Genomic DNA, 12,196 nt, shown 5'->3' on the forward strand with positions numbered 1-12,196 from the left:
GGCGCGCGGTCAGCCTTCGAACTGGGAGAGCACGAGCGAGACGTTCGTCCCGCCGAAGCCGAAGGAGTTCGACATCACGTGCTTCAGGCGGCGCTCGCGCGAGGTGAACGGCACGTAGTCCAGCGTGCACTCGGGATCGGGATCGTCCAGGTTGAGCGTCGGCGGCACCTTGCCGTCGCGCAGCGCGAGCGCGCAGACCGCCGCCTCGACCCCGCCGGCGCCGCCGAGCAGGTGGCCCATCGCCGACTTGGTGGAGCTCACCCAGAGGCGCTTCGACGCCGCGTGGTCGCCGAAGGTCTTGAGGATCGCCCGGGTCTCCTCGATGTCGCCCTGCGGCGTCGAGGTGCCGTGCGCGTTGATGTAGTCGATCGCGTCCGGCGCGAGCCGCGCGTCATCGAGCGCCATCTTCATCGCGCGCTGCGCCCCGGCGCCGTCAGGCGCCGGCTTCGTGATGTGGTACGCGTCGCACGAGGCGCCGTACCCGACGACCTCCGCGTAGATCTTCGCGCCGCGCTTCTTCGCGTGCGAGAGCGACTCGAGCAGCAGCGACCCGGCTCCCTCGGCGCAGACGAAGCCGTCGCGCCCCTTGTCCCAGGGACGGCTCGCCCGCTGCGGCTCCTCGTTGCGCCGCGAGAGGGCGAACATCGCGCAGAAGCCGCCGATGCCGAGGCCGGTGATCGTCGCCTCCGCGCCGCCCGTGAGCATGATGTGGGAGCGGCCCCGGCGGATCCACTCGAACGCCTCGCCGAGCGAGTGCGCGCTCGACGAGCACGCGCTCGTGTTGCAGTAGCTCGCGCCGCGCAGGTTGAGCGCCATCGCCACCTGCCCGGCGGCGAGGTTGGCGATGACCGTCGGGATGAAGTAGGGGCTGACCTTCTGGGGGCCCTTCTCGTTCAGGGTGATCGAGTGCTGGTACAGGTACTCGAGGCCACCCAGGCCTACGCCGATGAACGTGCCGCACTGATCGCGGTCCTCTTCGGTGAGCTCGATCCCCGCGTCCTGCATGCACATCTGCGAGGCGGCGATGGAGAGCTGGGCGAAGCGCCCCATCTCCTTCACCTTCTTCTTGGGGATGTACTCCTCCGGGACGAAGCCCTTCACCTCGCCGGCGAAGCGGGTCGGAAAGGTGCTCGCGTCGAAGAGCGTGATGGGTCCGATACCGGACTGACCAGCCAGCAAAGATTGCCAGGTGGCCTGCGTCCCGATGCCGTTGGGCGTGACGAGCCCGATGCCGGTGATGACAACGCGTTCCATGGCTTTTTTTGCCCTAGCGCCACCACGGAGGTGCGAACACGTGCTTCGACGAAGAGGCAGGCTCTTCGCTGGCCCACGTGGCCGTCAACCCTCCATGGTGACGCCGCGTCCGGTAGGGCGGTGAGGACGCTACTTCTTGGTGTGCCCTTCGATGTAGTTGATCGCATCCTGGACAGTCCGGATCTTCTCCGTGTCCTCGTCCGGAATGTCGATCTCGAACGCCTCCTCGAACGCCAGGACAAGCTCCACCAGGCCCAGCGAATCGGCGCCCAGATCGTCGATGAACGACGCTTCAGGCTTGATGTGAGACTCCTCGACGTCGAGCTGCTCCTTGATGATCCGCTTTACTTCGGCCGTGATGTCGCGACCTTCAGCCATGGTATTCCTCCCGGGAAAACGGACCCCCTAGTAGCCCATCGCCCTCAGCGTTGCATCATCGAATTACCTGCGGCCGCTTTTTTCGTGTGCGCCTCGTTTGCCGCTTGCTTCCGAGCGAGACGCGCGCCTTCCGAGGTGCGCGGGCGGTCGCGCTCAGACGTACATTCCGCCGTTGACGCGGAGCGTCTCGCCCGTCACGTAGCTCGCCTCGTCGGAGCACAGGAATGCGATCGCCGCGGCCACCTCCTCGGCTCGCCCCGTACGCCCGAGCGGCACCATCTTGGTCAGGCCCTCTTTCATCTCGGCGCTGATCGTCGTCGTCATGTCGGTGTCGATGTAGCCGGGCGCCACGGCGTTGACGGTGATGCCGCGCCCCGCGTACTCGCGGGCGAGCGACTTCGTCACGCCGAGCAGGGCCGCCTTGGTCGCGGCATACGCCGTCTGGCCCACGTTGCCCATCTCCGCCACGACGCTGGAGAGGAAGACGATACGGCCCGTGCGCGCGCGCATCATGACCTTGGTCGCGGCGCGGGCGCACGCGATCGCGCCCTTCACGTTCACGGCGAAGAGGCGGTCGAGGTCCTCCTCCTTGATCCGCAGGAGCAGGCCGTCGATGGCGATCCCTGCGTTCGCGACGAGGATGTCCAGCCGGCCGAGCCGCTTCGCCGCCTCGGCGATGGTGGCCTCGGTCGCCTGCAGGTTCGCGACGTCGAAGCCGATCGCCTCGGCCTTGCCGCCTCGCGCGGTGATCGCCTCGACGACCGCGCGCGCCTCGGCCTCGCCGCGCACGTAGTTGACGAGCACGTGCGCGCCCTGCGCCGCCAGCGCCTCGGACGCAGCCCGCCCAATTCCCCGCGATCCGCCCGTGACGATCGCAACTTTGCCCGTAAGGTCGAACATCGATGCCTATGCCTCCGAAAGGAACGCGCTCACGCGCTCAATCCCCGCCATGTCGCTCACGCTGAGCACCTTGATCTGCTTCGTGATCCGCTTGACAAGCCCGGCGAGCACCTTGCCAGGGCCGATCTCGAGGGCGTGCGTGACGCCGTCCTCCGCCATGCGCTCGATCGTCCGCATCCACTGCACCGTCCCGTCGACCTGGCGCAGGAGGAGAGAGCGCACCCGCTCCGGATCGGAGTTCGGCGTGGCGTCGACGTTCGCGATGACCGGGAAGGCGAGCGGACTGAGCTGCGTGCGGTCGAGCTCGGGGCGCAGGCGCTCGGCCGCGGGCCGCATCAGCGCGCAGTGGAAGGGGGCGCTCACCTTGAGCGGGATAGACTTGCCGCCGCGGGCCACGGCGAGCTCGCCCGCCCGCGCCACCGCGCCGCTGTGGCCGGCGATCACGATCTGCCCCGGCCCGTTGTAGTTCGCCGGCGCGACCACCTGGCCCTGCGCCGCCTCCGCGCAGAGGGCGAGCACCACGTCCTGTTCGAGCCCGATGAGCGCCGCCATGGCCCCCTCGCCCGCCGGCACGGCCTCCTGCATCGCGCTGCCGCGGATCCGGCAGAGCCGCACCGCCTCCTCGATCTCGAGCGCGCCGGCGGCGACCAGCGCGCTGTACTCGCCGAGCGAGTGGCCGGCCGCGTAGAGCGGCGGCTCGAGGTTGGGCAGGTGCTCGATGAGCGCCGCGGCCACGGCGCAGCTCGTGGCGACGATGGCGGGCTGGGTGTTGCTCGTCTTCGTCAGCTCCTCGATCGGCCCCTCGAAGCAGAGCCGCGAGATCGGCTCGCCGAGCGCGGCGTCAGCCCGCGCGAACGCGCCGCGCGCCGCCGCCGAAACCTCGGCGAGGGCCTTGCCCATCCCCACCTCTTGCGCCCCTTGCCCTGGAAATAGCCAAGCGATTTTCACGTTTGTCCTCACGTCCAAGCAGAGGAGGCGGACGACGTCCGTCCCCGAGCCACGTCACGAGGCCGGCGCCCGCCGAGCCTCGCTCATGCAGGAGCGCCGGGCGAGCTCAGCCGCCGCGACGCGCAGATCTCGACCCCAACGCCGGCGCGCCCGCATGGCCCGCTCACATCCGGACGACGGATGCGCCCCAGGAGATGCCGGCGCCGAGCGCGCAGAACAGGACGTTGTGACCCGGCTTGATGCGCCCGTCGCGCACCGCCTCGTCGAGGGCGATGGGGATGGAGGCGCTCGAGGTGTTGCCGTACTCCTCGATGTTGAGCACGAACCGCTCGAGGGGGAGGCTCAGCCGCGCGGCGACCTGGCTGATGATCCGCAGGTTCGCCTGGTGGGCGACGACCCAGTCGAGCTCGGAGGCCGCCATGCCCGCCGTCTCGAGCGCGATCAACGACGCGCTGGAGAGGTTCTTCACGGCGACCTTGAAGATGTCCTGCCCCACCATGTGGACCTTGTTGCGGTTCTGCTCGATGCCCTCGGCGGTGAGCGGCTCGGCCGTGCCGCCGCCCGGGATGACCAGCGAGTTCGCGAGCGCGCCGTCGCTGAAGATCCGCGTCGAGACGATGCCCCGGCCGTCGTCGGACGCAGGCCCGAGCACGACCGCGCCAGCGCCGTCGCCGAACAGGACGCACGTCGTGCGATCCTTCCAGTTCAGGATGCGCGAGAGCAGCTCGACGCCGATCACGAGGACGTTCCGGGCCACGCCGTTCGAGATGAACTGATCGGCGATCGTGAGCCCGTAGACGAAGCCCGCGCAGGCCGCCGAGATGTCGAACGCGGGGATCTCCTCGGCGCCGAGCTTCTGCTGCACGTAGACCGCGCAGGCGGGCATCGGGTGATCGCCGCTGATCGTCCCGACGATGATCATGTCGAGGTCAGCCGCGGTGAGGCCCGCCGCCGCCAGGGCCGAGCGGCCGGCGGCGGAAGCCATGTCGCTCGTGACCTCGCCGTCGGCGGCGACGTGGCGCCGGCGGATCCCCGTCCGCTCGCTGATCCAGCTGTCGGAGGTGTCGACGATCTTCTCGAGATCGGTGTTGTGAAGGACCCGGGCGGGCGCGTAGCTGCCCGTCCCGAGGATGCGGCTCCTCGGCCGCGCGGCGCTCATGCGACGGGCCCTCGCGCGTCGGCGTTCGCGCGCGCCCTCGCCGCGCCCAGGTGCGCGGGCGCAGCGTTCTCGCGCGCCGGCGTCCGCGCACCCGCCCCGGTCATGTGGCCGCGGTCGCCTTGGTCGCCTTCGCCTTGCGCCCGTTGTAGTGCCCGCAGGCGCCGCAGGCGCGGTGCGGGAGCCGGGCTTCCCCGCAGTTCTCGCAAGAGACGAGCTGGACGGGGGTCACCTTGTCGTGGTTGGCGCGCCGCATGTCGCGCTTGCTGGGGGTGGTTTTCCTCTTGGGGACGGCCACGGAGCTACTCCTTCTTGGTCTTCTTCTTCGATGTCCCGGCGCTGGCCGGGGAGGTCGAGGCAGGTTGCGCGCGCTTGTCAGAGGCGCTGGGCTTCTGTCCGAGCTTGTCTCGGAGCGCGCTGAGCGGCGCGAGCCGCGGGTCGAGGCCCGGAGCGGCCCCGTCCTCCTCCCCCGCTCCCGCGACGAGGGTCGAGGAGCCGCCTTCGCGGTCCTCTCGGGACGCGGCAGGACCGATACCCGGGCAAGCTTCCGAGCACAAGGGGAAGTTCGGCATCTCGAGGAGAATGGCCTCCCGGATGAAGGGATCGAGCACCACCGTCTCGCCGTCGTACGTGTCGACGTCGGCCTCCTCGGCCGTGAACTCGTACTCCGGCTCCTTGGACTTGGCCTCGGCCTTCGCCGACCCGTTGCGGCCCGCCGCGTCGTCGCGGCGGTGCCGGTGCCCCGGCCCGTGGCTCTCGGCCTTGGGGGCCGGGCGTAGCAGGAGAGAGAGCTCGGCGTCGATGTCGAGCGGGGCCGGAGAGAGGCACCGAGCGCAGGGCGTGGTGACGGGCACCTTGACGCGGCCGCGCACGACGATCTCGTTCCCCGTCCGGGAGAGGCGAGCAGAAAGATGGCCTGGCGCGCGCCCGCTGACGTCGGCGTCGGCGAGCTCTGCGTTCAACCAGTCGGTCGGCAGCGGCACGTCCAGCGAGATGCCGGAAATGTCGATGTCATTGGCGGAGACGGCGATCTGGGACATGGGTTCCGGGCCAGTGAAAGCGGAGCGTTTAGCGCGGGGTGCGTTGGCTCGCAAGACCGAGCGACGACCGCCTCGGCTGCTTTTGCTCTCTCCCTCTCTTCCTCGCTCGGCGCCGCCGTCCGTTCGGGGCCGCGTGGTAGCGTCGCCGGTGCATGGACCGTAGCGCCAGGCCCGAGGCCCCTGCCGCGGGCGCCGCCGAACAGCGAACGGAGCCGTCGGGGGAAGCGCGGCGAGCGGGCCGGCGCGGGGCGATCGCGCTCGCGATCTACGCGCTCGCGACGCTCGTGTACGCGGTCAGCTCCTCCCGCGAGATCTTCGCCGCCCACACGCCCTACAACCACTACGCCCTGCTCGCCGAGGCGTGGCTGCGCGGCCGCCTCGACCTCGGCGGGCCGCCGCCGGCCTACGCGGGAGGCAACGACTTCGCCGTGCTCGGCGACCGCTACTACGTCAGCTTCCCCCCCTTCCCCGCGGTCCTCATCGCGCCGCTCGTCCAGCTCGCCGGCAGCGCCGAGCGCGTACGCGACGGGCAGTTCTTCCTGGCGTTCGCCGGCGTCGGCCCGGCCGTCCTCTTCCTCGCCCTGGAGAAGCTCTCGGCGTCGCGGCGCAGCCGCCGCACGCAGGCCGAGAACATCGCGCTCGCGCTGCTCTTCGCGCTCGGGAGCGTCTACTGGTTCAGCGCCGTGCAAGGGACGGTGTGGTTCGCGGCGCACGTGGTCGGCGTCGCGCTCGCTTGCGTCTACCTCTACTGCGCGCTCGACGCGGCCCACCCGCTCGCCGCGGGCCTCGCCCTCGGCCTCGGGTTCGCGACGCGCACGCCGCTCGGCTTCGCCGCGCCGCTGTTCCTCTACGAGGCGCTCCGCGCAGGCCGCTCCGATCCGCGCGCCGTCCTGCGCCGGCTCGCGCTGTTCGCCGCGCCGGCCGCGCTCGTGCTCTCGGCCCTGCTCTGGCACAACCACGCGCGGTTCGGCGACGCGACCGAGTTCGGGCACCGCTACCTCCACATCGCCTGGCGCGCCCGGATCGAGAAGTGGGGGCTCTTCTCGTACCACTACCTGCCGCGCAACCTCGCGGTGGTGCTCACCAGCTTGCCGTACTCCCACGCGCAGGGCGCGCCGTTCCAGATCAACGCGCACGGGCTGGCGCTCTGGGTGACCACGCCCCTCTACGCGTGGGCGATCTGGCCCCGGCGCACGCCGCCCGTGTTCTGGGCGCTCGCCGCCACGGCGGCCGCGGTCGCGCTGCCGAGCCTCTTCTACCAGAACAGCGGCTGGATCCAGTTCGGCTACCGCTTCTCCAACGACTTCGCCCCGTTCCTCTTCGCCATGGTCGCCGTGGGGGGCCGCCGGTTCGGCGTGCCGTTCTATGCCCTCGGCGCGGCCGCGATCGCGGTGAACGGGTTCGGCGCGCTCACCTTCCAGCGCGCGGGGTTCGAGCGGTTCTATTTCCTCGAGCGCACCCAGCGCGTCCTCCACCAGCCCGACTGAGCGCGCTGGCACCGCCGCTCGCCTGCCGCAGCGGCGCGGCGCCGCTCGCTTGCCGCAGCGGCGCGCGGCGCGGCCAGATGCCCGCGCTCTGCCGCGGGCGGACGGCCGATCCGGCGGACGGCGCACACGGCCCTTGGGTGCACGGGGCCCGCTGTGGTAGCCCTCGCCGCGCCATGGAAGCTCTGCTCGACCCGGCCGCCATCGGGCGCGGCCTGCGGCGCGTCGCTCTCCAGATCGCCGAGCGCGGCCGCGGCGTGGAGGATCTGGCGCTGATCGGCATTCGACGGGGGGGCGAGCCGCTGGCCAGGCGGCTGGCCGCCCTGCTCCTCGAGATCGAGGGGCACGCGCCGCCGGTCGGCGCCGTCGACATCACGCTGTACCGCGACGACGCCGCGACCGCCCTGCCGAACCCGCGCATCGGCCCAAGCCACATCTCCTTCCCCGTCGACGGCCGGCGCATCGTGCTGATCGACGACGTGATCTACACCGGCCGCACCATCCGCGCGGCGGTCGACGCGGTGCTCGACTACGGGCGACCCCAGCGGATCGAGCTCGTCGCGCTGGTCGATCGCGGCGGCCGGGAGCTGCCGATCCACCCGGATTACGTCGTCCGCGCGGTCGAGCTCGCCCCCGGGCAGCGCGTCGACGTGGTGGAGCGCGCGGGCGAGCTCTGGGCTCTCGTCACCGCCGCCGACGCGAAGCTCTCCGAGCCCCCCTCTCCCCCGGAAGGGACGTGAGCGAGCGCATGAGGAGGATCTACCCGCACCGACACCTGCTCGGCATCGAGGGGCTCTCTCAACCCGAGATCGTGTCGCTCCTGGACGCGGCCGAGTCGCTCTTCGACGTCTCCCGGCGCAGCGTGCGCAAGGTGCCCACGCTCCGCGGCAAGACCGTCGTGAACCTGTTCTACGAGCCCTCGACGCGCACGCGGACGTCGTTCGAGCTCGCCGGCAAGCGGCTCAGCGCCGACGTCATCAACATCAGCGTCTCCACCTCGAGCGCCGTCAAGGGAGAGTCGCTGCTCGACACGGTGCAGAACCTCCAGGCGATGCAGCCGGACGTGCTGGTCATCCGGCACAGCGCGTCGGGCGCGCCGCACCACGTCGCCGCGCGCACGCGCGCCGCGGTGGTCAACGCGGGCGACGGCACGCACGAGCACCCGACCCAGGCGCTGCTCGACGCGTTCACGATCCGGCGCGCCAAGGGCCGGCTCGAGGGGCTGGAGGTCGCGATCTGCGGCGACATAGTCCACAGCCGCGTGGCCCGCTCGAACGCGCACCTGCTCACCACGATGGGCGCCCGGGTCCGCTTCGCCGGCCCGCGCACGCTCCTGCCGGTCGCGGGCGAGTCGCTCGGCGCGACCCTCTACGACCGGATCGAGCCGGCCCTCGAGGGGGCCGACGTGGTGATGATGCTGCGGGTCCAGCGCGAGCGCCTGAGCGGCAGCTTCCTCCCCAGCATGCGCGAGTACAGCCGCACCTTCGGGCTCAACCCGGCCCGGCTCGCGCTCGCCAAGCCGGACGCGATCGTGATGCACCCGGGGCCGATGAACCGCGGCGTGGAGATCGATCCGCGCGTGGCCGACGGCAAGCAGAGCGTGATCCTCGACCAGGTCGAGGCCGGCGTCGCGGTCCGCATGGCCGTGCTCTGGGTCCTGGCCGCGGAGTCCAACGAGTTCTCCGCGACCGGCGAGCCGCGGCCCTCCATCTGACGCCGCGGCCGCGCCGGCGCGCTGTCCCGGACGCGCCCCTGCAGCGGAACAACCCCACAGCGAGAACCCCACAGCGGCGCAGCGCACCCCGGACAGCGCGGGCGGACCACCTCGCTCCGGCCCTCCCGCTCGAGGAGCCAGGCGCTGTTTCCGCGAGCTACCTGGCCTCGCGGCGGCCCGCAGCGAACGGGGTTCCCTGCCGCGCTCCGTTTTAATAGTCTGGTCCATCTTTTTGAAAGGGTGGATGCCAACCATGTTTTCGCGAGACGTCCTCAGGATCGATGCCCCGGCGATAGCGCAAGAGATCGAGAAGGCCATCCGGGACCAGGTGTTCGGCACGCTGCGGAAGCGCGGGGCCGTGGTCGGGATCTCGGGCGGGATCGACAGCTCCGTCGTCTCGACGCTGTGCGTCCGCGCGCTCGGCAAGGACAAGGTGCTCGGCATCTTCATGCCCGAGCGCGACACCTCGGACGACGCGCTCCGGCTCGGCAAGATGCTCGCCGAGCAGCTCGGCATCGAGGCGGTCATCGAGAACATCAAGCCAGCGCTGAGCGGCCTCCGCTGCTACGAGCGGCAGGACGAGGCGATCCGGATGGTCTACCCGGACTACAACGAGAGCTGGAAGTTCAAGATCACGCTGCCGTCGATCCTCGAGAGCGACAGGCTCAACGTCTCGCAGCTCACGGCGCAGCCGCCCGGCGAGGAGCCGCGCGTGAAGCGGATGCCCCTGAACGCCTACCTGCAGCTCGTCGCCGCGACGAACTTCAAGCAGCGCATCCGCAAGATGATGGAGTACTACCACGGCGACAGGCTCAACTACGCGGTCGCCGGCACGCCGAACCTGCTCGAGTACGATCAGGGCTTCTTCGTGAAGCAGGGCGACGGCGCCGCGGATTTCAAGCCGATCGCGCACCTGTACAAGAGCCAGGTCTACGCGCTCGCCGAGTACATCGGCGTCCCCGCCGACATCCGCGGGCGCGCGCCGACGACCGACACGTTCTCGATGCCGCAGGGGCAGGACGAGTTCTACTTCGCGCTCCCCTACGACAAGATGGACCTCTGCCTCTACGCCTACAACAACAAGGTGTCGGCCGCGGAGGCGGCGCCCGCCGTCGGCATCACGCCGGAGCAGGTGGAGCGCGTGTTCAAGGACATCGAGGCAAAGCGCCGCGTGGCGCAGTACCTCCACGCCCAGCCGCTGCTCGTCCGCGACCAGGGCCACGCCTGACGAGCTCGGGCCCGCGACGAGATCGCGAGTCGCGATCTCCCCTGCGGCGGCGCGCGTGGTGATGTCGCGCGACACCGCTGCCCGACATCACCGCGCGATGCTGCCGCGGCTGCGAGCGCGCCGCGCGCCGTTCCGCGGCGCTCCGAGCACCGCCGCGCGCTCCACCGAGCACTCTCGACAGGAAAGCCGGGAGGGTGATAGACGTAAAAACCAACTCCATGAGCACTTCCAGCATCGAATCGACGATTCGCAACTTCCTGGTCACCTCGTTCGGCTACCGGGGCGCCACCGCCGATCTCGGGGCCGAGGTCCCTTTGCTCGATCAGGGAATCCTGGATTCGACGGCCGTCCTCGAGATCGTCCAGTTCCTCGAGCAGGACCTCGGCATCCAGGTCGCCGACGAGGAGATGGTGCCGGAGAATTTCGGCTCGATCGCCCGGCTCGTGACCTACGTGAACAGCAAGAAGAGCAGCAACTAGCCCGAACACCCCGGGGGGCGCATGAGCACGCAGCACACCGCTCGCCGCGATCCGCGCTCGGATCGCTTCCTCATCGACTCGGCGCTGCGAACGTTCGCCACCTCGCGCCCCGACCACGTCGCGCTGGTCTCGGAAGGGCGGCGGATCACGTACCGCGAGCTCGACGCGCTCGCCGACCGCTGCGCCGCCCTCTTCCGTGAGGCGAGCGTGCACCGCGGCGACCGCGTCATGATCGCGCTCGACAACGGCGTGGACGCGGTCGTCGCCTACTACGGCGCGCTGCGGGCCGACGGGGTGCCGTCGCTGCTCGGCACCGCCATGCGGCCGCGGCGCTTCGGCCAGGTGATGGAGCTCGCCGAGCCCCGCGTGCTGGTGGCGGCGCGCGGCATGCGCGACACGCTCGCCGCCGTGGCCGAGCTCCCGCCCGGCGCGAGGCCGGCGGCGACGTTCCTGAGCGGCGCCGCGCCCCCGGCGGCGGCGGCCGGCGCCCCGCCCGACGGCCGCGACTTCCAGGAGGCGCTGGCCGGCGCGCCGGGAGAGGCCCCGGAGCGCCGCGCGATCGAGCTCGATCTCGCGACCATCTGCTGGACGAGCGGCAGCACGGGCGAGTCGAAGGGCGTCATGCTGACGCACCAGAACCTCCGCAACAGCACCGCGGCGATCGGCGCGTACCTCGAGCACACGGCGGACGACGTGATCCTCTGCGTGCTGCCGCTGTCGCACACCTACGGGCTCTTCCAGCTCCTCGTGACCCACGCCTCTGGCGGGACCGTCGTGCTGGAGAAGGGCTTCTCCATGCCGTGGCCCATCGTCCAGAAGATGGCCGAGGAGCGCGCCACCGGCTTCGCGGGCGTGCCGACGATCTTCGCCTCGATGCTCTCGCTCAAGAACTTCGCGAAGGCCGATCTCTCCGCGCTCCGGTACATGACCAACGCCGCGTACGGGCTCCCGGCGCCGCAGCTCCTGCGCCTCCGCGAGCTCCTGCCCAACGTCGCCTTCTTCGCGATGTATGGCCAGACCGAGTGCACGCGCGTCTGCTACCTGCCGCCATCCCTCGCGCTCGAGCGGCCGGCGTCCGTGGGCATCGCCATGCCGAACGAGGAGCTCTGGATCGAACGCGAAGACGGCACGCGGGCCGAGCCGGGCGAGGTGGGCGAGCTCGTCGTCCGAGGGCCGAACGTGATGCGCGGCTACTGGAAAAATCCAGATGCAACCGCGCGCGCGCTCCGGCCGGGGCCCTTCCCGGGCGAGGTGGTGCTGCACACCGGGGACCTCTTCAAGATGGATGAGGACCGGTACCTCTACTTCGTCGCGCGCAAGGACGACATCATCAAGACCCGCGGCGAGAAGGTGAGCCCGCTCGAGGTCGAGTCCGTGATCTGCAAGGTCCCCGGCGTCGTCGAGGCGGCGGTGGTCGGCGTGCCGGACCAGGTGCTCGGGGTCGCGGTGAAGGCCGCGGTCGTGAGGGCCGCCGACGCCGCGGTGACCGCGGACGACGTCCGCAAGAAGGTGCGGTCCGAGCTCGACGAGGTCGCCGTGCCCAAGTTCGTCGAGTTCATGGACGCGCTCCCCAAGACGGCGAGCGGCAAAGTCAAGAAGAGCGAGCTCATCTGAT

The 12,196-nt window shown here is 70.8% G+C and carries 13 protein-coding genes; 6 read left to right on the top strand and 7 right to left on the bottom strand.

Features of this window, described 5'->3' with window-relative positions; all coding sequences use genetic code 11:
- Positions 1-9: 9 nt before the first annotated feature.
- The 7 genes from fabF to WME76_RS16065 form a co-directional block, all read right to left on the bottom strand.
- Positions 10-1,254, bottom strand: coding sequence for a beta-ketoacyl-ACP synthase II (gene fabF / locus WME76_RS16035; RefSeq protein ID WP_437960973.1), 1,245 nt, complete (start codon positions 1,252-1,254; stop codon positions 10-12).
- Positions 1,255-1,383: 129 nt separating this feature from the next.
- Positions 1,384-1,632 (bottom strand): acyl carrier protein, encoded by a 249-nt coding sequence (gene acpP / locus WME76_RS16040; protein ID WP_061612542.1) that lies wholly within the window; start codon positions 1,630-1,632, stop codon positions 1,384-1,386.
- A 153-nt stretch (positions 1,633-1,785) separates the two neighbouring features.
- Complete coding sequence (locus WME76_RS16045; RefSeq protein ID WP_437960974.1) at positions 1,786-2,532, bottom strand: 3-oxoacyl-ACP reductase family protein; 747 nt, start codon at positions 2,530-2,532, stop codon at positions 1,786-1,788.
- A 6-nt stretch (positions 2,533-2,538) separates the two neighbouring features.
- Positions 2,539-3,480, bottom strand: a complete 942-nt coding sequence (fabD, locus tag WME76_RS16050; protein ID WP_437960975.1) for an ACP S-malonyltransferase — start codon at positions 3,478-3,480, stop codon at positions 2,539-2,541.
- Positions 3,481-3,643: 163 nt separating this feature from the next.
- Positions 3,644-4,639 (bottom strand): beta-ketoacyl-ACP synthase III, encoded by a 996-nt coding sequence (locus tag WME76_RS16055; RefSeq protein ID WP_437960976.1) that lies wholly within the window; start codon positions 4,637-4,639, stop codon positions 3,644-3,646.
- A 100-nt stretch (positions 4,640-4,739) separates the two neighbouring features.
- Positions 4,740-4,934, bottom strand: a complete 195-nt coding sequence (rpmF, locus tag WME76_RS16060) for a 50S ribosomal protein L32 (protein WP_020736516.1) — start codon at positions 4,932-4,934, stop codon at positions 4,740-4,742.
- A 4-nt stretch (positions 4,935-4,938) separates the two neighbouring features.
- Positions 4,939-5,676: a YceD family protein gene (locus tag WME76_RS16065; protein ID WP_437960977.1), complete on the bottom strand. Its 738-nt coding sequence runs from the start codon at positions 5,674-5,676 to the stop codon at positions 4,939-4,941.
- A gap of 152 nt (positions 5,677-5,828) precedes the next feature.
- Here WME76_RS16065 and WME76_RS16070 point away from each other — a divergent pair, with 152 nt between their 5' ends.
- The 6 genes from WME76_RS16070 (at position 5,829) to WME76_RS16095 (ending at position 12,195) form a co-directional block, all read left to right on the top strand.
- Complete coding sequence (locus WME76_RS16070) at positions 5,829-7,163, top strand: hypothetical protein (protein ID WP_437960978.1); 1,335 nt, start codon at positions 5,829-5,831, stop codon at positions 7,161-7,163.
- 173 nt (positions 7,164-7,336) lie between these two features.
- Complete coding sequence (gene pyrR, locus WME76_RS16075; RefSeq protein WP_061618213.1) at positions 7,337-7,900, top strand: bifunctional pyr operon transcriptional regulator/uracil phosphoribosyltransferase PyrR; 564 nt, start codon at positions 7,337-7,339, stop codon at positions 7,898-7,900.
- Positions 7,901-7,908: 8 nt separating this feature from the next.
- Positions 7,909-8,874 (top strand): aspartate carbamoyltransferase catalytic subunit, encoded by a 966-nt coding sequence (locus WME76_RS16080; RefSeq protein WP_061618214.1) that lies wholly within the window; start codon positions 7,909-7,911, stop codon positions 8,872-8,874.
- A 253-nt stretch (positions 8,875-9,127) separates the two neighbouring features.
- Complete coding sequence (gene nadE / locus WME76_RS16085; protein WP_437291632.1) at positions 9,128-10,102, top strand: NAD(+) synthase; 975 nt, start codon at positions 9,128-9,130, stop codon at positions 10,100-10,102.
- 218 nt (positions 10,103-10,320) lie between these two features.
- Positions 10,321-10,581, top strand: coding sequence for an acyl carrier protein (locus WME76_RS16090; RefSeq protein ID WP_061618211.1), 261 nt, complete (start codon positions 10,321-10,323; stop codon positions 10,579-10,581).
- 21 nt (positions 10,582-10,602) lie between these two features.
- Positions 10,603-12,195: a class I adenylate-forming enzyme family protein gene (locus tag WME76_RS16095; RefSeq protein WP_437960979.1), complete on the top strand. Its 1,593-nt coding sequence runs from the start codon at positions 10,603-10,605 to the stop codon at positions 12,193-12,195.
- Position 12,196: the final 1 nt, after the last annotated feature.

The organism is Sorangium sp. So ce119, from assembly GCF_051524405.1.
Taxonomy (GTDB): Bacteria; Myxococcota_A; Polyangia; order Polyangiales; family Polyangiaceae; genus Sorangium; species Sorangium cellulosum_G.

Excerpts from the sequence above, each read along its gene's own strand:
- WME76_RS16090 (WP_061618211.1), top strand. The coding sequence starts at position 10,321 with ATGAGCACTTCCAGCATCGAATCGACGATTCGCAACTTCCTGGTCACC.
- WME76_RS16095 (WP_437960979.1), top strand. The coding sequence starts at position 10,603 with ATGAGCACGCAGCACACCGCTCGCCGCGATCCGCGCTCGGATCGCTTC.
- WME76_RS16080 (WP_061618214.1), top strand. The coding sequence starts at position 7,909 with ATGAGGAGGATCTACCCGCACCGACACCTGCTCGGCATCGAGGGGCTC.
- WME76_RS16055 (WP_437960976.1), bottom strand. The coding sequence starts at position 4,639 with ATGAGCGCCGCGCGGCCGAGGAGCCGCATCCTCGGGACGGGCAGCTAC.
- nadE (WP_437291632.1), top strand. The coding sequence starts at position 9,128 with ATGTTTTCGCGAGACGTCCTCAGGATCGATGCCCCGGCGATAGCGCAA.
- WME76_RS16065 (WP_437960977.1), bottom strand. The coding sequence starts at position 5,676 with ATGTCCCAGATCGCCGTCTCCGCCAATGACATCGACATTTCCGGCATC.
- WME76_RS16070 (WP_437960978.1), top strand. The coding sequence starts at position 5,829 with ATGGACCGTAGCGCCAGGCCCGAGGCCCCTGCCGCGGGCGCCGCCGAA.
- pyrR (WP_061618213.1), top strand. The coding sequence starts at position 7,337 with ATGGAAGCTCTGCTCGACCCGGCCGCCATCGGGCGCGGCCTGCGGCGC.
- fabF (WP_437960973.1), bottom strand. The coding sequence starts at position 1,254 with ATGGAACGCGTTGTCATCACCGGCATCGGGCTCGTCACGCCCAACGGC.
- WME76_RS16045 (WP_437960974.1), bottom strand. The coding sequence starts at position 2,532 with ATGTTCGACCTTACGGGCAAAGTTGCGATCGTCACGGGCGGATCGCGG.
- acpP (WP_061612542.1), bottom strand. The coding sequence starts at position 1,632 with ATGGCTGAAGGTCGCGACATCACGGCCGAAGTAAAGCGGATCATCAAG.